Consider the following 20,874-nt stretch of genomic DNA (forward strand, 5'->3'; position numbering starts at 1 on the left):
GGACGGCGGCGGCTGGCCCGCACGGGTCAATTAGCGGCGAGATTAAAACAATGGCGCCCCCATCAGGCTGTTTGTTTCCGCGCGCCACCCCGTTCTTTGAAATATTGACTAAAATGCGGCGTAAGTTTGGCCTCTCCTGCCGGTTTCCCTACTCTCATTCAATCCGCGTTTGCAGCTCGCGAAAAGCTGCAGCGCCACTGTGATTCAAGATTCTTCTGGGGGTAGAAAAACATGGGCCGGGGACATTCTTCATATGGCTGGGGGCGCGGGAATGCGTCCTGGGGCGGCAAGCAGGCTTGCGGCGGCAACAGCTATTACAACGGCGGCGTGCAAGGCGGGCATTTCGGACGCTGGTACAACAGCAACCTCTCTGACCGCTATGGCTGGAAAGGCAAGGACAGCAAAGCCTGGTGGCAAGACAAGGACCAGGACGGAACCGGAAGCACCAAGGGATCCGGTGGGACTAAGGGTTCTGGCGGCTCCAATGGGTCCGGTGGCACCAAAGGCTCCGGCGGCTCCAACGGGTCCGATGGCACAAAAGGCTCCGGCGGCTCCAAAGGGTCCGATGGCACAAAAGGCTCCGGCGGCACCAAAGGCTGCGGTGGAACCAAGGGCTGGGGCGGCAAGGGCCACCACGGCAAGAAACACTGGTGGCACCGTGAAGAAGACGATTGGAACGGCCATGGAAGCGGTGGATCTGGCGGCACCGGAGGTTCCGGTGGCACGCATGGATGCGGCTCCGGCACAAAGGGCACTGGCACGGGCGGTTCGGGCACTGGTGGTTCGGGAACAGGCGGCTCGGGCACAGGCGGCACCAAAGGGAGCAGCGGGACTAAGGGAACTGGCGGAACCAAGGGCACCGGAGATGGCGGTGGCGATACCGGCAAAACCTCTGTCACCTTTGAGATCGGCGGCAATGGCGACCCCAGAGTCTCTGTCGAGGTGCTGCAGACCCCGCAGGGGCAGCTGTTCATCAAGATGGAGCCGACGTCCTGGAATGGCGAAGTTGCCGATATCGACGGGCTGTTCTTCAACATGGCGGATGACGCCAGCGTCGACGGGCTGAATTTCTTCCCGGATGAAAACGCGCTGCCGGTCACAGGCCATGCGGCCAATGCCAACGCAGTCAATGCGCTGGACACCGGCACTACCGTGCCCGGCAATTTTGACGGCATGGTGCAATTCGGCCAGACGCCGGACAGCACCGACGGCACCGTCAACAATGCCAACTTTACCCTGTGGTCCGACGCCGGGCTGACGCTGGAGGATATCGACCTTAGCAGCATGTCGCTGGTAGTCAGCAACCCGGACGGCTCGCAGCAGGTGCTGGAGGGCGGGTACGATCCGGCGGCGGCGGCCAGCAGCGGTGCATCCTATGCCAATGGCGGGGTGACCGGTGACGGACTGAGCAACTGGTATGACGCCAACCTGACCGGCCAGTTCCAGGGCAACGGCACCGAGGCCGGCACCGAGGATGTCATGGCGCTGATGAACCAGCCGGTGGGCGGCACCATGCCCGGCAACGGAACCGAGGGCGGTGCGGAAGATCTTTATGAGATCGCTTGAACCGGCCTGACCTGTGCCGCACATCCAGCAAGAGGGCGCAGCAGGGCGCCCTCTTGACGTTTAAAACATTATCAGGGCAGCGGATCCGTCTTGAACAGGCGGATTTTCAAGCCGCCATGCGCGACCGGGGCGCCAAAGGGCAGAAACGGCAGATTGGTCGCCTTGGCCAGCCCGGTTTCCGAGGTGACAATGCCCACACGCCAGCCGGAGAACCGTTCCTTCAGCACCTGTCCCAATGCGCCATAAAGGGCAAACAGCAGCTTTTTGTTGCCGATCCGCGCACCATAAGGCGGGTTGACGATGACCAGGCCGGGCGGGCCGTCCGGGCGTTGCAGATCACTGACTGCCGCCTGCAGAAACCGGGTGCAATCCGCCACGCTGGCGCGGCCCGCATTGGCCGCGGCCATTTCAACCGCGCCTTCATTGCGGTCGGAGCCGTGGAAAAACAGATCTGTCTCGCTAGCTTCACCTTGCTGCTTCAGCGCGGACCAGGCGCCGACGTCAAACGTGGCCAGCTTTTCGAACGCAAAGCTGCGGCTGCGGCCAGGCATCAGGCCTTTGGCGATCTCTGCCGCCTCGATCACAAAGGTGCCGGAACCGCACATCGGGTCCACCACCGGCTCATCCCCGGTATAGCCGCATTCCCGCAAGAACATGGCCGCAAGGTTTTCGCGCATCGGGGCTTTGCCGACAGCAGATTTATGGCCGCGCTTGTGCAGCCCCTCACCCGAGGTATCGACACTGAAGACGCAGAGGTTGTCCTCGATCCGCAGCTTGACCGTCACCTCCGCGTCTTTGGCGACAGGCGTGCCGAGGGTTTCGGAAATTGCTTTTTCCACCCGCTGGGCAGCAGCGCCGGCGTGGTAGATTTTGGACTTCTTGTTGGTGGCGACCTCCACCTTCACCGGCACATCCGGGCGCAGCACGTCGCCCCAGGGAAACTTGCGCGCGCGTTTGTCGAGCTGGGCCAAATGGAAGGCGCGGAATTCGCCGATCCGGGCCAGCACACGGGCGGCGCCGCGCACCGACAGGTTAGCGCGCCAGACCTCGGGCCAGCCCCCCTGCACCGTGACCCCGCCCGGAACCGCCTTGGGGGCGGCAAAGCCCAGTTCCTTGGCCTCGGCCAGCAGCGCCTGTTCCAGTCCCGGCGCTGCGGTCAGGAAAATCTCGAATGTGCTTTCTTGCGTCATGCCGCCTCCTTAGCTGCAAAGCCTGCGCGCGGCGACTGTTTTTTCCGCAACCGCATAAGCGGAAAGTACCGTGGCGCCACAACCGTTGATGCTGCAATGCGGCATGCTTTCCGCGCATCAATTCCGGCCGCGGAGAGTAATAATTTCCAATTAAAAACAGACGCATATGCATTACTAAAAAATTAGTTTGACAACATATTCCAACCTATGAAAGCTCTATAGCAGTCAGGTGCAGTGCATGCACAACTGGCCTTAAGCGACTTTCAGGGAGGAAAAGATGCGTAAGTATCTTTTGTCCGCAGCTGCCGTTTGCGCGATGGTTGCCGGATCAAATGGCTATGCCGACGAAATGGCGGCCAAAAAATGGATTGATGAAGAATTCCAGCCGTCGGTGCTGACCAAGGATGAACAGCTGTCTGAGATGCAGTGGTTCATTCAGGCAGCCCAGCCGTTCAGCGGCATGGAAATCAACGTGCTGTCGGAAGGCATTCCAACGCATTCGTATGAATCCGAAGTGCTGACCAAAGCCTTTGAGGAAATCACCGGCATCAAGGTGAACCACCAGATCCTCGGCGAGGGCGAAGTGGTTCAGGCCGTGCAAACTCAGATGCAGACCAAGCGGAACCTCTATGACGCCTATGTCAATGATTCCGACCTGATCGGCACCCATTCGCGTCTGCAGCTGGCCTATAACCTGACCGACATGATGGCAGGCGACTTCAAGGACGTGACCAACCCCGGTCTGGACCTGGGCGACTTCATGGGAACCCAGTTCACTACCGGCCCGGATGGCGATCTGTACCAGATGCCCGACCAGCAGTTTGCGAACCTCTACTGGTTCCGCAAGGACTGGTTCGACCGCGAAGACCTGCAGGCCGCGTTCAAGGAAAAATACGGCTATGACCTGGGTGTGCCGGTCAACTGGTCCGCCTATGAGGACATCGCCGAGTTCTTCAGCACGCAGGTGAAGGAAATCGACGGCACCGCGATCTATGGCCACATGGATTACGGCAAACGCGCGCCGGACCTGGGCTGGCGGATGACCGATGCTTGGCTGTCGATGGCCGGCGCGGGATCGAAGGGTGAGCCGAACGGAGTGCCGATCGACGAATGGGGCATCCGCATGGAAGCCGGCACCTGCAACCCGCAGGGCGCCAGCGTCAGCCGCGGCGGTGCTGCCAACGGCCCGGCTGCTGTCTATGCGATTCGCAAGTGGGACGAGTGGCTGCGCAAATACGCGCCTCCGGGTGCTGCGTCTTATGACTTCTACCAGTCGCTGCCGGCACTGGCACAGGGCAACGTGGCGCAGCAGATCTTCTGGTACACTGCGTTCACCGCCGATATGGTAAAACCGCAGTCCGAAGGCAACAACACCGTAGACGAGAGCGGCACGCCCCTGTGGCGGATGGCCCCCTCGCCGCATGGCCCCTACTGGGAAGAAGGCCAGAAGGTCGGTTATCAGGACGTGGGGTCCTGGACTTTCCTGAAGTCCACGCCCGTCGACCGCGCGCAGGCAGCTTGGCTTTATGCCCAGTTCGTGGTGTCGAAAACCGTGGACGTGAAGAAATCGCATGTGGGTCTGACCTTCATCCGCGACAGCTCGATCAACCACGAAAGCTTCACCGAGCGTGCCCCCAAGCTGGGCGGCCTGGTCGAGTTCTACCGCTCGCCCGACCGTGTGGCATGGTCGCCGACCGGCGTTAACGTGCCTGACTATCCGAAGCTGGCCCAGATCTGGTGGCAGCAGATCGGTGACGTTAACTCGGGCGCCTTCACCCCGCAGGAAGCGATGAACCGTCTGGCCGAGGAAATGGACATCACCATGGCCCGGATGCAACGTGCGGACGAGCAGGCCAGCGTCTATGGCGGCTGCGGCCCGCGCCTGAACGAAGAAAAGGACGCGGAGTGGTGGTACGCCAATGGCGGCGCCAAGCCCCCGCTGGAGAACGAGAAGCCCGCAGGCCAGACCGTCAACTATGACGAGCTGGTAGCCCGCTGGGCGACTGAGTAAACTTCTCCTCCCGGTCCGGCCAACGATCCCCATCAATTGGCCGGGCTTTGCAGGGCCCCGGAGACACTTTCCCGTCTTCGGGGCCTTCTTCCCCAAAAGACTGCGCGCCCCCGCCCCCCCGCATGCACCTGGGCGCAAACAGGCCGCCTGCCAGAAAGTCAAAGCAAGATGGCACTCGAACTTAAGGGTGTGACCAAGCGCGTCGGCGCTATTCAGCACATCAAGGACACCTCGCTGGTGCTGGAACCCGGTCACTTCAACGTCCTTCTCGGCGCCACCGGCTCCGGCAAGACCTCACTGATCAAACTGATGGCGGGCCTCGACCCGATGGCCAGCGGCCAGGTGATCATGGACGGCGAGGATGTCAGCCGTCTCAGCACCCAGAAACGCAACATCAGCCTGGTGCATCAGTTCTTCATCAACTACCCGCATATGACGGTGTACGAGAACATCGCATCGCCGCTGAAAGTGGCCGGGATGGCCAAGTCGGAAATCGCCGGCCGGGTTGAGGAAGCCGCAGATATCCTGCAGCTGAAACCAATGCTGCACCGCCGCCCGCATGAGCTGTCCGGCGGCCAGCAGCAGCGCTGCGCGCTGGCCCGTGCGATTGCCAAGGAAAGCCGCGCGGTGTTCCTGGATGAGCCGCTGGCGAACCTCGACTACAAACTGCGCGAGGAGCTGCGCGACCAACTGCCCGAGCTGTTTGCAGGGCGCGGCGCGGTGGTGGTCTACGCAACCTCCGAACCGGAAGAGGCGCTGCTCTTGGGTGGCAAGACCGCGCTGATGCGTGACGGCCGCGTCACCCAGTTCGGCCCCACCGCCGAGATCTACCGCAACCCCGGCAATGTCGATGCGGCGCGGGTGTTCTCAGACCCGCCGATAAACACCGCCGAGATTACCAAGCAGGGCAGCATGGCCCGCCTGGGCACTGGCGTCACCTGGGAGCTGAGCGGCGACGCTGCCGGTCTGACAGACGGCACCTACACCATCGCCATCCGTCCGCACCATGTGCTGCCTGTGGCGAAAAACGGCGCCCAGGTGCAGCTGTCGGGACAGGTGCAGGTAACCGAACTTTCCGGCTCTGAAAGCTCAGCCCATTTCGATATGGGCACAGGAACGGATACTGGCAGCTGGGTATCGCTGGCCCACGGCGTTCACCCCTACCGCGTGGGTGAGGCGCACGACTTTTACATGGACCCCGCGCAGGCATACTTCTTTGCCCCTGACGGCAGCCGCGCGGCGTGAGGCATCAATGGCTAAAATAACACTCTCAAAACTGCGCCACAGCTATCTGTCAGCGCCAAAATCCGACTCGGACTACGCGCTGAAGGAAATCGATCTGGATTGGAACGATGGCGGCGCCTATGCGCTGCTGGGTCCTTCGGGCTGCGGCAAATCCACCTTGCTCAACATCATCTCGGGGCTGTTGGTGCCCTCCGAGGGTCAGATCCTGTTTGACGGAAACGACGTGACCGCCCTGCCGCCGGACCAGCGCAACATTGCCCAGGTGTTCCAGTTCCCGGTGATCTACGACACCATGACGGTCTACGACAATCTGGCCTTCCCGCTGCGCAACCGCGGCCGGGACGAGGCAACAGTGCACGAACGCGTGATGGCAATTGCCGAAATGCTGGAAGTCACCGAGATGCTGGATCAGAAGGCCGCCGGCCTGTCACCGGACAACAAGCAGAAGATCTCAATGGGCCGCGGGCTGGTGCGCGAGGACGTCAACGTGGTGATGTTCGACGAACCCCTCACCGTGATCGACCCGCACCTGAAGTGGAAGCTGCGTTCCAAGCTGAAAGAACTGCACCAGCGGGTGAAGGCGACGATGATCTACGTCACCCACGACCAGACCGAGGCGCTGACATTCGCCGATCAGGTGGTGGTGATGGAGCTGGGCGAGGTGGTCCAGATCGGCACGCCGGTGGAGCTGTTCGAACGCCCCGCCCATACGTTTGTCGGCCATTTCATCGGCTCTCCGGGGATGAACATCCTGCCCTGTGAGCTGCAGCAGGGTACTGCGATGTTTGCGGGCCAGGCTGTTGCGCTGGAAGGCCCCATTCAGGGTGCTGCAAACGGCAAGACTGAAATCGGCATCCGTCCGGAATTTGTCGCGCTGGCGGACCACGGCCTGCCCGCCACGGTCACCAAAGTTTCCGACGTGGGCCGCCATACGGTGGTGGAATGCGAGGCCGGCGGCCAGCGCGTCAATGCCGTTGTAGAAGCCAACGCCCCGGCCAAGGGCAGCGCTGTGCATCTTGCCTTCCGCCAGGACATGACCCGGCTTTACGTGGATGGCTGGCTTGCCACCTCCCCCGCTGCAGACGAACAAGGAGCAGCCTGATGAAAACCGAAAACCAGAAAGCCTGGTTCTTTGTGCTGCCGGTGCTGCTGCTGGTGGCCTTCAACGCGCTGATTCCGATGATGACGGTGGTCAACTACTCGGTGCAGGAAACCTTTGGCGACAATGTGTTCTTCTGGCAGGGGCTGGACTGGTTCCAGCAGATCCTGCGCTCGGACCGGTTCCACGCAGCCCTTGGCCGCCAGTTCATGTTCACCTTCCTGATCCTGATCATCGAGGTGCCGCTGGGCATCGCCATTGCCCTGTCGATGCCGCGCAGCGGCTTCTGGGTGCCGGTGTGCCTGGTGCTGATGGCGTTGCCGATGCTGATCCCGTGGAACGTGGTGGGCGCGATGTGGAACATCTTCACCCTGCCCGACATCGGCCTGCTGGGCTATTTTCTGAACCACACGCTGGGCATCAACTATGACATGACGCAGGATCCGGTTGCGGCCTGGGTGACGATTGTCACCATGGATGTCTGGCACTGGACCTCGCTGGTGGTGCTGCTGAGCTATGCCGGCCTGGTGTCGATCCCTGACGCCTATTATCAGGCGGCCAAGATCGACGGAGCCTCCAGCTGGGCGGTATTCCGGTTCATCCAGCTGCCGAAGATGAAGACGGTGCTGACCATCGCCATCCTGTTGCGCTTCATGGACAGCTTCAACATCTACACCGAGCCTTTCGTGCTCACCGGCGGCGGCCCCGGCAACTCCACCACGCTGCTGTCCATCGACTTGGTGAAAATCGCGCTTGGCCAGTTCGATCTCGGCCCTGCCGCCGCCATGTCGCTCATCTATTTCGCAATCACGCTCCTGGTCTCCTGGCTGTTCTACACGCTGATGACCAAGGACGATCTGAACTAAAGGGAGGGGAACATGCAGAAACGATCCATCGTCCCCATTATCTATATCCTGTTCCTCATGCTGCCGATCTATTGGCTGGTAGCGATGAGCTTCAAGACCACAAACGAAATCCTGTCGGGCTTCTCGCTGTTCCCGCAGACCTTCACGCTGGAGAATTACGCGACCATCTTCACCGATCCCAGCTGGTACTGGGGATACATAAACTCGATTGCCTATGTGTCGATCAACACGGTGATCTCCATCGCGGTTGCCCTGCCTGCGGCCTATGCTTTCAGCCGTTACCGGTTCCTGGGCGACAAGCAGCTGTTCTTCTGGCTGCTGACCAACCGGATGGCGCCGGCCGCGGTGTTTGCGCTGCCGTTCTTCCAGCTCTATTCCGCGGTGGGGCTGTTCGACACCCACCTGGCGGTAGCTCTAGCGCACTGCCTGTTCAACATCCCGCTTGCGGTCTGGATCCTTGAAGGCTTCATGGGCGGCATTCCGAAAGAACTGGACGAGACGGCCTTTGTCGACGGCTATTCCTTCCCGCGCTTCTTTGCCACGATCTTCATCCCGTCGATCAAGGCGGGCGTGGGGGTGGCAGCCTTCTTCTGCTTCATGTTCTCCTGGGTGGAACTGCTGCTGGCCAAGACCCTGACCGCCGTCGCCGCAAAACCGATTGCCGCCACCATGACCAAAACCGCGTCCTCTGCGGGCTATGAACTTGGCCTTTTGGCGGCTGCGGGAACTCTGACAATCATTCCGGGCGCCATCGTGATCTGGTTTGTCCGCAACTACATCGCGAAGGGTTTCGCGATGGGGAGGGTGTAATGTTTTCATGGATGGCCTGGACCTGGCCCACAGCCCTGCTGTTCATCGGCATCTTCAGCGCCATCGGCGTGCTGATCGCCGTGGAAATCCGCCACCCCGGCGGCGCCGCCCGCAAGGGGGTGCTCGGCCTCACAACCACCCGCGGCGACCGGCTGTTCATCAGCCTCTTGGGCACCTCCTACATCTTCCTGGCCTGGCTGGGCCTGGTGGGAATGCCGCTTTGGTGGCCGTTGGGACTGGCAATCGCCTGGGGCGTCTTCTGCTTCTGGAAGGTCTGACGGCCCCTGCGGGTCAGTTCTGATACTGCCCCTGCGGGTCAAGGGGGCCGAAGGCCCCGCCGCAGGCGGCTTGCCATTGACGCGCGAAACCCAAACACAATCGGGACAGGCCTTGAAGGCAAACCTGCCCTTCAAGGCCTTCTCAGCCAAAACACCAACGGATACGCCAAGCCCCGCTCCCAAGGCCGGTACGTCACGTCTCAGCACACAGAATAAGAGCGCGCGGAAGCGCACAATTTGACACCCCCGGCCTCAGCCGCTGCGCGTCTCTTAAAAAAATAGTTTTCATGGGAGCCCCCTTCCCCTAGCATGACTGGAACCAACAAATGAGCCGGACAGCCGAGGCAATGCGCAAGAAACACGACCATTCCCTGCTCACCGAAGTGGAGCTGGAGTTTATGACCGCCGTCTGGGACATGGGCGGCGGCACCGTGCGCGATATCCTGGCCGAACTGAACAAGGCACAGGAACGCGCCTATACCTCGGTGGCAACGGTTCTTAAAATCATGGAGCAAAAGGGCTTCCTCACCAGCGAGCGCAAGGACCGCTCTTTGGTTTACCGCCCCGTCGTTCCCAAGGCAGAGTATCAAAAAACATCTCTGAAAAACCTTTCGAGCAAGCTTTTCAACGGCGCGCCGGCGGCCCTGGTGGCACGGCTGGTCGATGATGAGGATGTGACCGACGAGATGCTCGAAGAGATGCGGGCGCTCTTGGAGGAAAGGCTGGGGGACAATGCCAACTGATGCTCTGCTGAATGCCTATTTTGACCTGAATATCCTGCTGCTGTCAGGGGCTGTACTGTGGCTTGCAGCGCGCAAGCTGCTGGCGCGCAGCAAACTTGGCCGCGCATACCGCCCGCAATTGCGGTTGCTGAACGGGATGACGGTACTGCTGGCGGCGACGCCGGTGCTGATCATTGCCTTCACGCATTTCGTCCTCCCCCATCCGCCGAATTTCTCCGACATGCTGGTCTCGCAATACTTGCAAGGCAATGTCAGCATGAGCGCGGGCACGTTCGAGACGCTGCTGGGCCTGCGCGAGGATGCCGTGCGCGGCCTCACCAGCCTGCAACCGCTCTGGGCGCAGGTCCTTGCCGCGGGTTTTGCCGCAGGGGCGCTGATCTGCCTGGCCCATGTGGCTGTCTCCATTTTCCGCCTGCGCCAGAACCTGAGCTGCGCCTTTGTCTGGAAACGGATCGGGCGGGTGCAGCTGATGGTCTCTGACACAGTCCGCGTTGCCTATTCCACCCGCGGGCTGTTTTGCCGCTATGTGGTGCTGCCTTCGGCACTGCTGAGCGATCCGCGCGATCTGCGCCTGACCGTTGCGCATGAACTGCAGCATTTCCGCCAGCGCGATATCGAATGCGAATTCCTGCTGGAGATGCTGCGCCCGCTGCTGTTCTGGAATCCGGCGTTTTATCTGTGGCGGCACGAAGTGCGGCTGCTGCGCGAATTTGCCTGCGACCAGGCCTTGATGGCGCGGCCCGAGTTCGATGTCCGGGCCTATTGCGAATGCCTGATCCGCGCCTGCGCCCATGCCGCCCGCGGGCCCGCGCTGTTCACCCGCCGCAGCCCGGCAGTCGCCCTGGTGGACCGCCGCGAAACCCGCCGCGGCGCTGCCCTGCAGCGCCGTATCATCGCGGTAACAGCCGCACAGCCGCAGGGGAAGAACTCCTTGGGCTGGGGCTTGGTGTCTTTGGCCATGGCCGGGGTGGTGCTGGCCACAGCCATGCTGCTGCAGCGGCCCAGCGACTGGAGCCATGACCGCATCATGCTGTCGACCATCGTCAACCTGGAACGCATGGCCAGCCGCAGCACCTCGCCCGCGCTTGCCGTCAGCGCGCTGAACGGTGGCTTTGCCGTTCCCTCCCAGTAAGCAGGCAGTTCCCGGAACCGGCCGGTACAGCCGTCCCAACCTTTCAGAAATACACCGCCCGCCCGGCCTTCAGCACCCGGCAACGGTTGCTTGATGCCGCCTTAAGGCCAGTTTGCTGTCCGAGTCCCCAAGGCAGGGCACAGCAGTTCCCCGCCCTCAGGTTTCAAGACGCGGCCAGGGATCGCAGCCGGTACAGGCAGAGTTCTGCAGGCCGGGCCCCAGGGCTTGAGCGGAGAAAGGACCAGGAAAAATCCAGGGCGGCAAAGCGCCTAGGAGACAGGCATGTTCAGGCAGTCCGGCGCCGGAAATTGCGCCTATGGCTCAAGGGGATAGAACCTGGCTCTGCGGCAGCCTAGCTCTATGCCACGGCACACGGAACACCGTGGCCGCTGGTAACGAACCAAACAAACGAATGGAGTGTCTCACATGAAAAAATTCGCGCTGACTGCCGCCGCCTTTGCTGTTCTGACCGCTGCGCCGCTGGCCGCAATGGAATCCATCACCGAGGCCGACGTGGACGGCAACGGCACCTATTCGCTGGAAGAGCTGCAGGCGGCCTTTCCTGATCTGACAGCAGAAACCTTTGCCACCATCGACGCCAATGCCGATGGCGAGGCTGACCTGGCCGAGGTGAAGGCAGCGGCGGATGCCGGCCTGCTGGCAGCGGCCGGCTGAACCCGCGGCAAGGCGGCTCTCCCCCCGAAACCGGGCCGCCTTGCCACTTTGTGCCTCCCCCACTGTTAAATGGTGCCACGGCCCCGCGTTGCGGGGCCTTTTACGTGTGATAATGCTGCTTAGCCTTTGTCAGCCTGTTGCATCAGCCGGGCAATGTGGCGGGCGAAAACAAATGTGGCGGGCAGGCCCAGCAGCAGCCCCCAGGCGACAGCTTCATAGGGGCTGAGCACCCGCCAGCCGATCCAGCTGCTTATCAGCGAGGCAAAGAATATGTTGACCCCTGCAGCCCCCGCGCCAAAGGGGTAAAGCGCTGCCAACAGGCGCCAGGAGGGCTGCGGTGTCATCGCCGGCTCACCAGGTATTGCACCAGGCCCAGGCTGATGATCAGCGCGATGGAGGCGGCCAGGAACCAGAACTCGGCGGCTTCGGTCTGCGGCTGCGGGATCGGCCGCTCGAAACTGGCGGCAAAGGCGCTGGAGGGGGCAAGCAGGGCGAGGGCAAAGAAGCGTTTCATCTCAGTGCTCCATGGTCAGGGATTGATAGATTTCCGGCAGCGCGCGCGGCAGCCGGGCCGGGTCAGGCAGCAGGGTGAAACCGGCACGGCCAAAGATGCGGGCAAACCAGTCCTGCCCGTCGGCGTCGATCACCACGCCATGCACCGACTGGCCCAGGGCGCGGGCCTCGCGCACCGCCATGCGGCTGTCCTCAATGCCGTGCACGCCTTCGTAATGGTCCAGATCGTTCGGCTTGCCATCGGTCAGCACCAGGAGCAGGCGGCGTTCAGAGCCTTCCTCGGCCAGCTGGGCGGAAGCATGGCGGATTGCGGCGCCGAGCCTTGTGTAGTGGCCGGGTTTGAAGCCGCCGATGCGGGCAGTGACCGCCTCTGACATCGGGTCCTCGAACCCCTTGGCGCGTGTCAGGAACACCCGGTCGCGGCGCAGGGAGGAAAAGCCCCAGATACCCAGCCGGTCGCCCGCGGTGGCAATGCCGCCTGCGAGGGCTGCAAGCGACTCGCGGGCGGTCTCAATCACCGGGCGGTCGCCGACCGTGGCCTCGGTCGAGCGGGAGCAATCCATCAGCACTGCAACGCTGAGATCGCGCGCCATCGGGCGGCTGGCCTGCCAGACCCGGTCGCTGCCCTGGTGGCCGCAAGCGAGGTCAACGTGGGATTTCACCACCGCTTCCAGATCCAGCTCGTCGCCGTCCAGCTGCCGCGGCAGCATCACCCGGCGCGGGTGCAGCGGCGCGAACTGGCGGCGCACGCGGGCGACCAGTTTGGGGTCTGGCAGGAAGCTGCCGGCGGGCTTGCCTTCGGCCTCCAGTACACAAGTGTGATCGGGCATGTGTTTGGCCAGGCGGTGGTTCCATTCGGGATAGGTGAACTGCCCCGCCAGCCGCTCGTGTTCGGCGTCCTGTGGTGACAGGTCCAGCGAGATCCGCAACCGGGACGCCGCCCGCTTCATATGCTGCGAGAGGGTGAGGTTATCCTGATCCTCTGCCGCCTTCTGAGCGTTTTCGTTGTCGTCGTCATCGACCATCCGGTTGATGTTCAGGCTTTCGGCCCAGGACAGAATGGATTCGAACCGGTGGACGATGAAGCTGTCCTTGCGGGTGGTCTGGTCCTGGTCCTGCCGCTTGGCCGTCTTGCGGGTGGAGACCGCGAGGCCGGGGGTTTTCATCTCCTCGGCATCGGGAGCGGCCCCCCTGCCCGCCTGCGGCACCGGCAGGCGCAGCCAGAACGGCACCGGCTGATAGGTCCGGTAGCCGCGCGGTTCGGTGCAGGTGCAGGGCTCGGCAATACGGCAGTCGGAACCGATCTGGTCCAGCACCATCTGCTCAATCCGCGCCTCGGACCGCGGCAGGCCGCTGCGGTTGCGGGTCTCGGCGGTATGGGCGCAGAACGCGCCATAGGCAGACCGCAGCCCCGGACAGGCGGCAAACACCTGATCGGCTGCGCGGGCATTGGCCGCGATTTCCAATTGGTCCGCCTGATAGCGGTCCTCGTTGCGATCCGGCAGTTCAATCGTGGCAGCCATTGCAGCCAGCCACAGATAGGCCTTGCGGTTCAGCTCGCGGCTGGGAAAGGCAGCCATTTCCGGCGGCAGACGCAAACGCTCGCCGTCGAAACTGGCCATATTCACTATCTCCCGCGGCGTGCCGATGCGGCGCAGCCGGTCCGGGCGGTGGTCCGACAGCACCGCGGGTGCCGGTTGGATTTCCACGCCCCCGGCCCCGCCCAGCGCCCGGAACAGCGCCGCCACGCTGGCGCGCATGTCCTCGAACCGAACGATATGTTCGGTTCCGTCCTCTGCGGCACCGATCCGTGTGGCCATGCCGTGCCACAGGTTGCCAACCGTTTCTTCGGGTTCCAGAAGGTCGAGAGCGTGGATCATGGCATCACCCGTAGACGCTGGCCGCGAGGTCGCGCAGCGCCTGGCTCACGTCAGCCTCGTCGCTGAGGGGTTCGATGATGGCGGCCTCCACCGCCCGCTCAACGCTCATGCCCTTGGCGATCAGCGTCGCGGCGTAGATCAAGAGGCGGGTAGAGACGCCTTCCTCCAGATCCATGCCGGAGAGCTTGCGGATATGGCCCGCCAGTCGCACCAGCGCGGCGGAGCGGCCCTCGTCCAGCCCGCTCTCGGCGGCAACCACGGCGGTCTCAGCAGCGGCTTCGGGGAAGTCGAAGCTGATCGACAGGAAGCGCTGCCGGGTCGAGGGCTTCAGCTTCTTCAGGATGTTCTGGTAGCCGGGATTGTAGCTGGCCACCAGCATGAAGGGCTTGGGGGCCGCCAGTTCCTCACCCGTGCGGTCGATCACCAGACGGCGGCGATCGTCGGTCAGCGGGTGCAGCACCACGGCCACGTCCTTCCGGGCTTCGACCACCTCATCCAGGTAACAGATGCCGCCCTCGCGCACCGCGCGGGTCAACGGGCCGTCGACCCAGACCGTTTCTCCGCCTTTCAGCAGGTAGCGCCCGATCAGGTCGGCGGCGGACAGATCATCGTGGCAGGCAACGGTGTGGAGGGGCAGCCCAAGCCGGGCTGCCATATGTTCCACGAACCGCGTCTTGCCGCAGCCGGTGGGCCCCTTCAAAAGAAGGGGCAGACCGTTGGCTTGGGCCATCTCGAAGACGGTGCATTCATCGCCAGCGGGACGGTAGAAGGGCACGGAAGGCATGTTCATTGCGTTCATGGCTTACTCTCCCGGTACGGCCGCGGGGCCGGGTTTGATGACTTCGCGGCGGACCACCACAGTTGCGTAGATGAACAGCAGTGCGCCAAGGACCACCACTGCGCCGGAACCGAGACGCATCAGGTAGAACAGTCCCAGCTGGTCCTGCACATCCATGTAGTAGTCGCCGACGATGCGCTGCATGTGGGTCTGGATGGTGCCGGCAAAGGTCAGCACGAAGGTCATGAAGGCCATGCCGCCGGTCATCAGCCAGAAGGACGCCATGTTCAGCACCTGGTTATAAGGATCGCGGTTGCGCAGATGCGGCATCGCATAGGTGAACATCGCCAGGTTCATCGCCACATAGGCGCCGTAGAAGGCCAGGTGCCCGTGGGCGGCGGTGATCTGGGTGCCGTGGGTATAGTAGTTCACCCCGTGCAGCGTATGCAGGAAGCCCCAGACGCCAGCCCCGAAGAAGGCTACGGTGGAGGCGCCAAGCGACCACAGCAGTGCGGCCTTGTTGGGGTGGTTCTTGCGGCCTTTCCAGACCATGACGAAGGCAAAGCTCATCATCGCGAAGAAGGGGATCACTTCGAGGGTCGAGAAGATCGAGCCGATCCACTGCCAGTATCCCGGTGTGCCGATCCAGAAGAAGTGGTGACCGGTGCCGAGGATGCCGGAGAACAGCGCCAGGGCAACGATGACATAGAGCCATTTCTCCACCACTTCGCGGTCAACACCGGTCAGCTTCAGCATCAGGTAGCCAAGGATCGCGGCCATCACCAGCTCCCAGGTGGCTTCCACCCACAGGTGCACGACGAACCACCAGTACATCTTATCAAGGCTGAGGTTGTCGGGGTTGATGAAGGCAAACACCCACAGGAGCGACAGCAGCCACAGGCCCATCAGCAGGATGTTGGTGATCGCGGTTTTGCGGCCAGCCAGCACAGTTAGCGAGATGTTCACGAGGAATATCACTGCCGCAACCAGAATCCCGAACTTGACCCACAGGGGCTGTTCCAGGAACTCCCGCCCGCCGTGGATGCCGACGAGATAGGAGCCGACCGCGCCCAAAGTGCCGACGACGAGAATTGCCAGCTGGATATAGGCGAGTTTGACTGAGAACAGCTCGCGCTCGGATTCTTCAGGCACCAGATAATAGGCAGCACCGAAGAAGCCCAAAAGCAGCCAGACGATCAGCGCGTTGGTGTGCAGCATCCGCACGATGTTGAACGGCAACAGCTCGCTCAGCGTATTGGGCCAGACATAGATCCACCCCGCCAGCAGCCCGCCGAGAACCTGGATTGCAAACAGGCCCATTGCCACCATGAAATAGGCATAGGCCACCTTTTGTGATTGGTATTTCATTGTTTTTCTCCCTCAGCCCGCGTCATTCGGCGGCCAGTTCTGGGTATCGGTCTGATCCGCCCAGCGCAGGAATTCAGCAAGGCCGCGCATTTCTTCTTCGGTTATCTCGAAATGCGGCATCTGGCGGCGGCCCTCGACGCCGGACGGCTGGGCTTCCATCCAGCCATTCAGCATTTCATAGGCGCCCTCAGCGTCGTCCAGCACGCCCCAGCGGGTCATCACGTTGCCGACTTCCGGGGCGAAATAGGCGCCCTCGCCATGCAGGGTGTGGCAGTTGATGCAGGAGTGTCGCTCCCACACATGTTTTCCCAGCCGCACCGCGTCGGTCAGTTCCATGCCAGCGGTGGAGGTCTTGACGATGTAGCGGTGGCTGTGCGCGGTCATGGCCACGAACACGACAACGAAGAACAAGGAGCCCCCGTAGAACACGTTCCTGGCCCGCGACTTGGTAAGTATCTCTGACATATCGCGGTCCTGAGTACAGTTGCGGATGGGTTCTGCCTAACCCCCCGCACCGCCATGGATATTGTCCAAGCGCAAAGACCGCGCGCATTGCTGCACGCAAGATGCAGGAAAAGGAGGATGCCCCATGCGCCGCCCCGATTTCGACGATCCCGACCTGCCCTTATCCGATCTGTTCCACCACTGGCCCGCCTGCGCGGGCGAGTTCATGCGCCGCCAGATGATCTGCCCCGGCTGCCCGATCGCGCCGTTCCACACGGTGATTGACGCCTGCGAGGAATACGGGCTTGAGGAGATGGCGTTCCGGGAGCAGTTGAAAGGGGTGATGGGGTGAGGTGCGGATCACTTGGCGCAGATAGCGACATCTGCAAACATTGGCGAATGCACTGAAGCGGTTATTGGACAAGAATGTAGCTAAAGCTCAGTTGTAGAACACGCGACTTGATCTGACATTTCTGCTCTTCTGGAGCGCAAGCAGCAGACCTTCATCGATACCTATGCGCGGGTGGCGGCCGGTAAGCTCTACACCGGGAAAACGGCGGTCACCGCCGCCGGCCTGCTGAATGACAGGGTTATCCCCTTCTTTGCCGGACACGGCATCAGCCTGTTGCGCATCCTGACGGACCGCGGCACCGAATATTACGGCAAAGCCGGAACCCATGCCTATCAGCTCTACCTGGCCGTCGAGGACGTGGACCAGCCGATCATCGCTGTATTACACGCCGGTTGGTGTGAATGCTGAGACGCTGGAACTGATGAATGAGATTGACCGGGTGTTCACGAAGTACCCGTTCTTCGGCAGTCGCCAAACCGCGGCCTACTTGCCTAGAAATGGTCTCCACGCAGGCCGCCATCGTGTACGCCGTCTGATGGGTATCATGGGGCTGCAGGCCATCTATAAAGGTCCAAACACGAGCAAGAAGCATCCTCAACATCGCATTTACCCTTACCTGCTGAGAAAGCTGCCAATCACGCGACCCAATCATGTTTGGTGCAGTGACATCACCTACATTCCAGTCAGACGTGGCTGCCATTATCTGGTCGCGATCATGGATTGGGCAACGCGCAAGGTGCTGTCCCGGCGGCTGTCGAACACGCTGGACGCTAGTTTTTGTGTGGAGGCATTGAATGAGACCAACGCCAAATACGGTAAACCAGAGATCATGAATACGGACCAAGGATCGCAGTTCACTGGTGCGGCATGGATCACCACTTTGACGGAAGCTGATGTCAAAATCTCGATGGATGGGCGGGGCCGCCACCTCGGCAACATCTTCATCGAACGGCTGTGGCGATCCCTGAAACAGGAGGCCGTTTATCTGCATGAAATGCAAGACGGCTTCTAGGCCAAACGGGTGATCAAAGATTGGATCAGCTTCTACAACACGGAGCGGCCCCAAACGGCCCTCGACAAACGATCCCCCGACGACGCATTCTTCAACACAGAACGATCTCAAAAGGCGGCATGAAACCAACCAGATTACATCTTAGCTGAGCCGCAAAGCTGTCCAGAAAAGCAGGACCACTTCACCGCACCGTTGGCCGATCCTATTTGGTCACACCAGAGCTGTTTCGGGCGTCGCAGGCACTAGAACGAAATTGCCGATATGGCTTTTTTTCAAAAACTCCTGCTGCGCCTCAGCGATTTGGTCGAGCGGAAAGACTTTCGCAAGTAGCGGGCGGATTTCGCCGCGTTCGATATAGGAAATGAGGTTGGGAAAGACCGGCGCGTCCCATGCTGTGCTGCCGATCAGGGTCAGGTCCTTCAGATACATGTCCCGCATATCAAGGCTAACGATCGGGCCAGCAATCGCGCCCGATGACACGAACCGACCACCCCGTTTCAGCACCTTCAGCATGTTCGGAAATCCGTCACCCGCCACATTATCGACCACCACATCGACTGCCATTTCGCCCAGCTCGCCTACCAGATCGGCCCCCCGATCAAGGATGATATCCGCGCCCAGTTTCCGCAAAACGTCGGCTTTGTCCGCACGCGTGATGGCAGCGACACGTGCGCCGCGCCGCTTGGCCAACTGAACCGTCGCAGATCCGACACCGCCCGATGCGCCCGCGACCAGCACAAGATCGCTCGCTGTCACGTTTGCACGCTGGAGCATGTTTTCGGACGTCCCGTAAGCACATGGAATTGTCGCCAACTCCGCATCGGACCAATCACAGTCGACAGCGAAAACCTCGCTTGCAGGGACCTTAACGTATTGCGCGAAGGCCCCATTAAAGTCCGAAGCCATCCAGACGTTTTCCATATCGTCAAAACCATTGGGTCGCATGCAGGCGCGCACCAGCACGCGCTTGCCGATGAGTGCAGCGCCAGCATCATCAGCCGCCTGAACGACTTGCCCGCAACAATCCGTGCCTTGGATCAAGGGAAACGGTGTCGCGGCGCTCCACCCGCCATCCCCCTTTTGCTCAGGGGTTACGTTCTGCTCCTGTGCGGTCGCACTTGTGTCAGTCGTGACACTGGAGGAATACCAGCCAAGGCGGGTGTTGATTTCGGTGTTGTTCACGCCCGCTGCCAATACGCGGATCAAAACCTCGCCATGGCTGGGTACCGGGGTCGGAACCTCGCGATAGACAAGCTTGTCATATCCCCCGTTGCCTGTCGTCTCGACGGCCATCATTGTCTTTTTCAAATCGAGAGTATCATGACGGGTCATTCGCTGTCCTTCCATGACATTCGACGCTTCGGGTGTGCCAGACTTCCCCGCACAAGCCAAGCGTCTAAAAGCATTCTAGACATATGTCAGACGGTCGCGTTAGTCCTTTCCAGAGACGTCCATTGCCGTTGCAGTCATGCTTTAAACGGCGCCAAAGTCGGCATTCGCGCACTGTGCAAAATTAGGTGAAGCTGGGCTCAGACCGGCCCAATGCATCCGCGGCGTTTCCCAAAGAACACGCAACCGGACAACGGCCATTCAAACCGCCAGTAAGATTCAGGCGTCAGCGCGGTGCTGATGTCTGGGCTTGGCGGGAGGATTGGAGGGCAAACTATGCCAAGAGTCCAACTTCCCGCTGTTACCCCGAAACGAAGAGCCTGGAACAAGGGTCGGATCATCGGCCAGAACCCGGTATTTCCTTGCAACCGCGCTTTTGCCTGGTACTCAAGTTTTTTCACATCATGTGAAAGGAATGTCAGTCTCACGTCATTACCAACTGGGGGAATTCTGACGCCAGTACTTTGGCTCGTTTCCTAATACCGTCTACCAGCTTCTGCGCTACGGGGGACAACCGCTTCCTTCTTGATTTGATCAAATTGCACGTACGGTGGGCGGCATCGATTTTCAAAGGGCGGAACTTCAGGTTTTGCCGGGCGATCATCCGCGCCGACAGCCCCGGCAGGACCAAAAGGCCGATACCGCTCCCGGCCAGCACCTCCATCGTCATCAGGCGCGATGTCTCCGCCGCATAGGAAAACTCCCTGCCCGCGGATTTTTCGCACGCCTCCAGGATCCGGTTGGCTGCGGTGCCGGCCGACGGGCGGATGAAGCTGAAGTCAAAGATCTCTTCCAAGTCAAGCCCGGCGTGCCCGTTCTGATCCAGTTCATGCCCCGCAGGGAAAACGACACAGGTGCGATCCTTGACAAGCATGGTCTGCGTCAGCTCCGCGTCATTCCCGGTCATTGAGGTCAGCGCGAAGTCAACCTCTCCGGAGCGCATCATGTCGTAGACATGGAAATCGTCCACTTCCCGGATCACCGGAAACACCTTGTCGTTCTCTGACTGCATGGCGGCCACAGCCGGAGCAAGCAGGAACGACACCATTGACGTCGGCGCACCGATCCGGACCGAGTGCGGGCTCTTGCGGGCGGCGGTCCGGGCCTTGTCGAACATCATTTCAACCGACCGCTCCAGGCGCTCAAAATCCGGCAGGAGCAGACGCGCTTCCTTGGTGGGGACAATGGCCCCCCGGCTCCGCTCGATCAGCTTCACGTCCAGCAGGTCTTCAAGCTTCGAAATATGCTGTGACACAGCCGGCTGAGTCAGGTTGAGCACTTGGGCCGCTTTGGTGTGGCTCTGCATTCTGAGCACGGTCAGGAAGCTGATCACCAGGTTTGAGGACAGGTTGTGACGCTGCATAAGCCCTCCTTCTAAGTTATAACAATTCATTATTAGATGTGGCTTTAGTGATGATTGATGATTTTTCATGCAATAGGGACTCACCGCAAACCGGCTCACACAGCTGGTTGCAAGCGTCGGACCGGGGAGCTGTTGACAACGAATTTGTGCGAAAAGGAGG

The 20,874-nt window shown here is 61.3% G+C and carries 20 protein-coding genes and 2 pseudogenes; 13 read left to right on the plus strand and 9 right to left on the minus strand.

Going from position 1 to position 20,874, the window contains the following annotated elements; translation table 11 throughout:
* Positions 1-231: 231 nt before the first annotated feature.
* Positions 232-1,566: a hypothetical protein gene (locus tag AQUI_RS29505; RefSeq protein WP_027259953.1), complete on the plus strand. Its 1,335-nt coding sequence runs from the start codon at positions 232-234 to the stop codon at positions 1,564-1,566.
* A gap of 71 nt (positions 1,567-1,637) precedes the next feature.
* Here AQUI_RS29505 and AQUI_RS0124900 read toward each other — a convergent pair whose 3' ends face one another.
* Positions 1,638-2,756, minus strand: coding sequence for a THUMP domain-containing class I SAM-dependent RNA methyltransferase (locus AQUI_RS0124900; protein WP_027259954.1), 1,119 nt, complete (start codon positions 2,754-2,756; stop codon positions 1,638-1,640).
* Between the two features lie 277 nt (positions 2,757-3,033).
* On the opposite strand from AQUI_RS0124900, the gene AQUI_RS0124905 reads away from it, so the two are divergent.
* The 9 genes from AQUI_RS0124905 (at position 3,034) to AQUI_RS0124950 (ending at position 11,615) form a co-directional block, all read left to right on the plus strand.
* Complete coding sequence (locus tag AQUI_RS0124905; RefSeq protein ID WP_027259955.1) at positions 3,034-4,767, plus strand: ABC transporter substrate-binding protein; 1,734 nt, start codon at positions 3,034-3,036, stop codon at positions 4,765-4,767.
* A gap of 168 nt (positions 4,768-4,935) precedes the next feature.
* Positions 4,936-6,012, plus strand: a complete 1,077-nt coding sequence (locus AQUI_RS0124910) for an ABC transporter ATP-binding protein (RefSeq protein ID WP_027259956.1) — start codon at positions 4,936-4,938, stop codon at positions 6,010-6,012.
* 7 nt (positions 6,013-6,019) lie between these two features.
* A complete protein-coding gene (locus tag AQUI_RS0124915) occupies positions 6,020-7,114 on the plus strand; it encodes an ABC transporter ATP-binding protein (RefSeq protein WP_027259957.1) in 1,095 nt (364 codons plus the stop codon).
* The gene (locus AQUI_RS0124920) at positions 7,114-7,977 is read left to right on the plus strand and encodes a carbohydrate ABC transporter permease (protein WP_027259958.1); all 864 of its coding nucleotides are present in this window, start codon (positions 7,114-7,116) and stop codon (positions 7,975-7,977) included. Before AQUI_RS0124915 ends, AQUI_RS0124920 begins: the two co-directional genes overlap by 1 nt.
* Before the next feature lie 12 nt (positions 7,978-7,989).
* Positions 7,990-8,787 (plus strand): carbohydrate ABC transporter permease, encoded by a 798-nt coding sequence (locus tag AQUI_RS0124925; RefSeq protein ID WP_027259959.1) that lies wholly within the window; start codon positions 7,990-7,992, stop codon positions 8,785-8,787.
* Entirely contained in the window at positions 8,787-9,065 is a 279-nt protein-coding gene (locus tag AQUI_RS0124930; RefSeq protein ID WP_027259960.1) for a DUF2160 domain-containing protein, read from the plus strand. Before AQUI_RS0124925 ends, AQUI_RS0124930 begins: the two co-directional genes overlap by 1 nt.
* A 326-nt stretch (positions 9,066-9,391) precedes the next feature.
* On the plus strand, positions 9,392-9,808 hold the full coding sequence (locus AQUI_RS0124935; protein WP_245596968.1) for a BlaI/MecI/CopY family transcriptional regulator: 417 nt from the start codon (positions 9,392-9,394) through the stop codon (positions 9,806-9,808).
* Entirely contained in the window at positions 9,798-10,940 is a 1,143-nt protein-coding gene (locus AQUI_RS0124940; RefSeq protein ID WP_027259962.1) for a M56 family metallopeptidase, read from the plus strand. The genes AQUI_RS0124935 and AQUI_RS0124940 overlap by 11 nt, the downstream gene beginning before the upstream one ends.
* A 426-nt stretch (positions 10,941-11,366) precedes the next feature.
* On the plus strand, positions 11,367-11,615 hold the full coding sequence (locus AQUI_RS0124950) for an EF-hand domain-containing protein (protein ID WP_027259963.1): 249 nt from the start codon (positions 11,367-11,369) through the stop codon (positions 11,613-11,615).
* 119 nt (positions 11,616-11,734) lie between these two features.
* On the opposite strand, the gene AQUI_RS0124955 is transcribed toward AQUI_RS0124950, so the two are convergent.
* From AQUI_RS0124955 to AQUI_RS0124980, 6 genes are read right to left on the minus strand one after another with little or no spacing between them, the layout of a single operon-like run.
* Positions 11,735-11,959 (minus strand): hypothetical protein, encoded by a 225-nt coding sequence (locus AQUI_RS0124955; RefSeq protein WP_027259964.1) that lies wholly within the window; start codon positions 11,957-11,959, stop codon positions 11,735-11,737.
* Positions 11,956-12,129: a hypothetical protein gene (locus tag AQUI_RS31385; RefSeq protein ID WP_169730829.1), complete on the minus strand. Its 174-nt coding sequence runs from the start codon at positions 12,127-12,129 to the stop codon at positions 11,956-11,958. The genes AQUI_RS0124955 and AQUI_RS31385 overlap by 4 nt, the downstream gene beginning before the upstream one ends.
* 1 nt (position 12,130) lies before the next feature.
* On the minus strand, positions 12,131-14,008 hold the full coding sequence (locus AQUI_RS0124965; protein WP_027259965.1) for a nitric oxide reductase activation protein NorD: 1,878 nt from the start codon (positions 14,006-14,008) through the stop codon (positions 12,131-12,133).
* A 4-nt stretch (positions 14,009-14,012) separates the two neighbouring features.
* Complete coding sequence (locus tag AQUI_RS0124970; protein WP_027259966.1) at positions 14,013-14,807, minus strand: CbbQ/NirQ/NorQ/GpvN family protein; 795 nt, start codon at positions 14,805-14,807, stop codon at positions 14,013-14,015.
* Positions 14,808-14,810: 3 nt separating this feature from the next.
* Complete coding sequence (locus AQUI_RS0124975) at positions 14,811-16,154, minus strand: cbb3-type cytochrome c oxidase subunit I (RefSeq protein WP_027259967.1); 1,344 nt, start codon at positions 16,152-16,154, stop codon at positions 14,811-14,813.
* Positions 16,155-16,166: 12 nt separating this feature from the next.
* A complete protein-coding gene (locus AQUI_RS0124980; protein ID WP_027259968.1) occupies positions 16,167-16,619 on the minus strand; it encodes a c-type cytochrome in 453 nt (150 codons plus the stop codon).
* Positions 16,620-16,743: 124 nt separating this feature from the next.
* Here AQUI_RS0124980 and AQUI_RS0124985 point away from each other — a divergent pair, with 124 nt between their 5' ends.
* From AQUI_RS0124985 to AQUI_RS28780, 3 genes and pseudogenes are all read left to right on the plus strand, one after another.
* Positions 16,744-16,950, plus strand: a complete 207-nt coding sequence (locus tag AQUI_RS0124985) for a hypothetical protein (protein WP_027259969.1) — start codon at positions 16,744-16,746, stop codon at positions 16,948-16,950.
* Positions 16,951-17,091: 141 nt separating this feature from the next.
* Positions 17,092-17,313: pseudogene (locus tag AQUI_RS30345) on the plus strand (IS481 family transposase); the annotation flags it as partial.
* Position 17,314: 1 nt separating this feature from the next.
* Positions 17,315-18,052: pseudogene (locus AQUI_RS28780) on the plus strand (IS3 family transposase); the annotation flags it as partial.
* A gap of 120 nt (positions 18,053-18,172) precedes the next feature.
* Here the strand turns inward: AQUI_RS28780 and AQUI_RS0125000 are convergent.
* Positions 18,173-19,294 (minus strand): alcohol dehydrogenase family protein, encoded by a 1,122-nt coding sequence (locus AQUI_RS0125000; protein WP_027259972.1) that lies wholly within the window; start codon positions 19,292-19,294, stop codon positions 18,173-18,175.
* A gap of 481 nt (positions 19,295-19,775) precedes the next feature.
* Positions 19,776-20,783 (minus strand): LysR family transcriptional regulator, encoded by a 1,008-nt coding sequence (locus AQUI_RS0125005; RefSeq protein WP_084294513.1) that lies wholly within the window; start codon positions 20,781-20,783, stop codon positions 19,776-19,778.
* Positions 20,784-20,874: the final 91 nt, after the last annotated feature.

This window comes from Leisingera aquimarina DSM 24565 (assembly GCF_000473165.1).
In the GTDB taxonomy this organism is placed as follows: domain Bacteria; phylum Pseudomonadota; class Alphaproteobacteria; order Rhodobacterales; family Rhodobacteraceae; genus Leisingera; species Leisingera aquimarina.

Excerpts from the sequence above, each read along its gene's own strand:
- AQUI_RS0124935 (WP_245596968.1), top strand. The coding sequence starts at position 9,392 with ATGAGCCGGACAGCCGAGGCAATGCGCAAGAAACACGACCATTCCCTG.
- AQUI_RS0124970 (WP_027259966.1), bottom strand. The coding sequence starts at position 14,807 with ATGAACGCAATGAACATGCCTTCCGTGCCCTTCTACCGTCCCGCTGGC.
- AQUI_RS0124915 (WP_027259957.1), top strand. The coding sequence starts at position 6,020 with ATGGCTAAAATAACACTCTCAAAACTGCGCCACAGCTATCTGTCAGCG.
- AQUI_RS0124980 (WP_027259968.1), bottom strand. The coding sequence starts at position 16,619 with ATGTCAGAGATACTTACCAAGTCGCGGGCCAGGAACGTGTTCTACGGG.
- AQUI_RS0124930 (WP_027259960.1), top strand. The coding sequence starts at position 8,787 with ATGTTTTCATGGATGGCCTGGACCTGGCCCACAGCCCTGCTGTTCATC.
- AQUI_RS0124925 (WP_027259959.1), top strand. The coding sequence starts at position 7,990 with ATGCAGAAACGATCCATCGTCCCCATTATCTATATCCTGTTCCTCATG.
- AQUI_RS0124910 (WP_027259956.1), top strand. The coding sequence starts at position 4,936 with ATGGCACTCGAACTTAAGGGTGTGACCAAGCGCGTCGGCGCTATTCAG.
- AQUI_RS0124905 (WP_027259955.1), top strand. The coding sequence starts at position 3,034 with ATGCGTAAGTATCTTTTGTCCGCAGCTGCCGTTTGCGCGATGGTTGCC.
- AQUI_RS0124920 (WP_027259958.1), top strand. The coding sequence starts at position 7,114 with ATGAAAACCGAAAACCAGAAAGCCTGGTTCTTTGTGCTGCCGGTGCTG.
- AQUI_RS0125005 (WP_084294513.1), bottom strand. The coding sequence starts at position 20,783 with ATGAAAAATCATCAATCATCACTAAAGCCACATCTAATAATGAATTGT.
- AQUI_RS0124950 (WP_027259963.1), top strand. The coding sequence starts at position 11,367 with ATGAAAAAATTCGCGCTGACTGCCGCCGCCTTTGCTGTTCTGACCGCT.
- AQUI_RS0124985 (WP_027259969.1), top strand. The coding sequence starts at position 16,744 with ATGCGCCGCCCCGATTTCGACGATCCCGACCTGCCCTTATCCGATCTG.
- AQUI_RS0124940 (WP_027259962.1), top strand. The coding sequence starts at position 9,798 with ATGCCAACTGATGCTCTGCTGAATGCCTATTTTGACCTGAATATCCTG.
- AQUI_RS0124965 (WP_027259965.1), bottom strand. The coding sequence starts at position 14,008 with ATGATCCACGCTCTCGACCTTCTGGAACCCGAAGAAACGGTTGGCAAC.
- AQUI_RS0124900 (WP_027259954.1), bottom strand. The coding sequence starts at position 2,756 with ATGACGCAAGAAAGCACATTCGAGATTTTCCTGACCGCAGCGCCGGGA.
- AQUI_RS0125000 (WP_027259972.1), bottom strand. The coding sequence starts at position 19,294 with ATGACCCGTCATGATACTCTCGATTTGAAAAAGACAATGATGGCCGTC.
- AQUI_RS0124975 (WP_027259967.1), bottom strand. The coding sequence starts at position 16,154 with ATGAAATACCAATCACAAAAGGTGGCCTATGCCTATTTCATGGTGGCA.
- AQUI_RS0124955 (WP_027259964.1), bottom strand. The coding sequence starts at position 11,959 with ATGACACCGCAGCCCTCCTGGCGCCTGTTGGCAGCGCTTTACCCCTTT.
- AQUI_RS29505 (WP_027259953.1), top strand. The coding sequence starts at position 232 with ATGGGCCGGGGACATTCTTCATATGGCTGGGGGCGCGGGAATGCGTCC.
- AQUI_RS31385 (WP_169730829.1), bottom strand. The coding sequence starts at position 12,129 with ATGAAACGCTTCTTTGCCCTCGCCCTGCTTGCCCCCTCCAGCGCCTTT.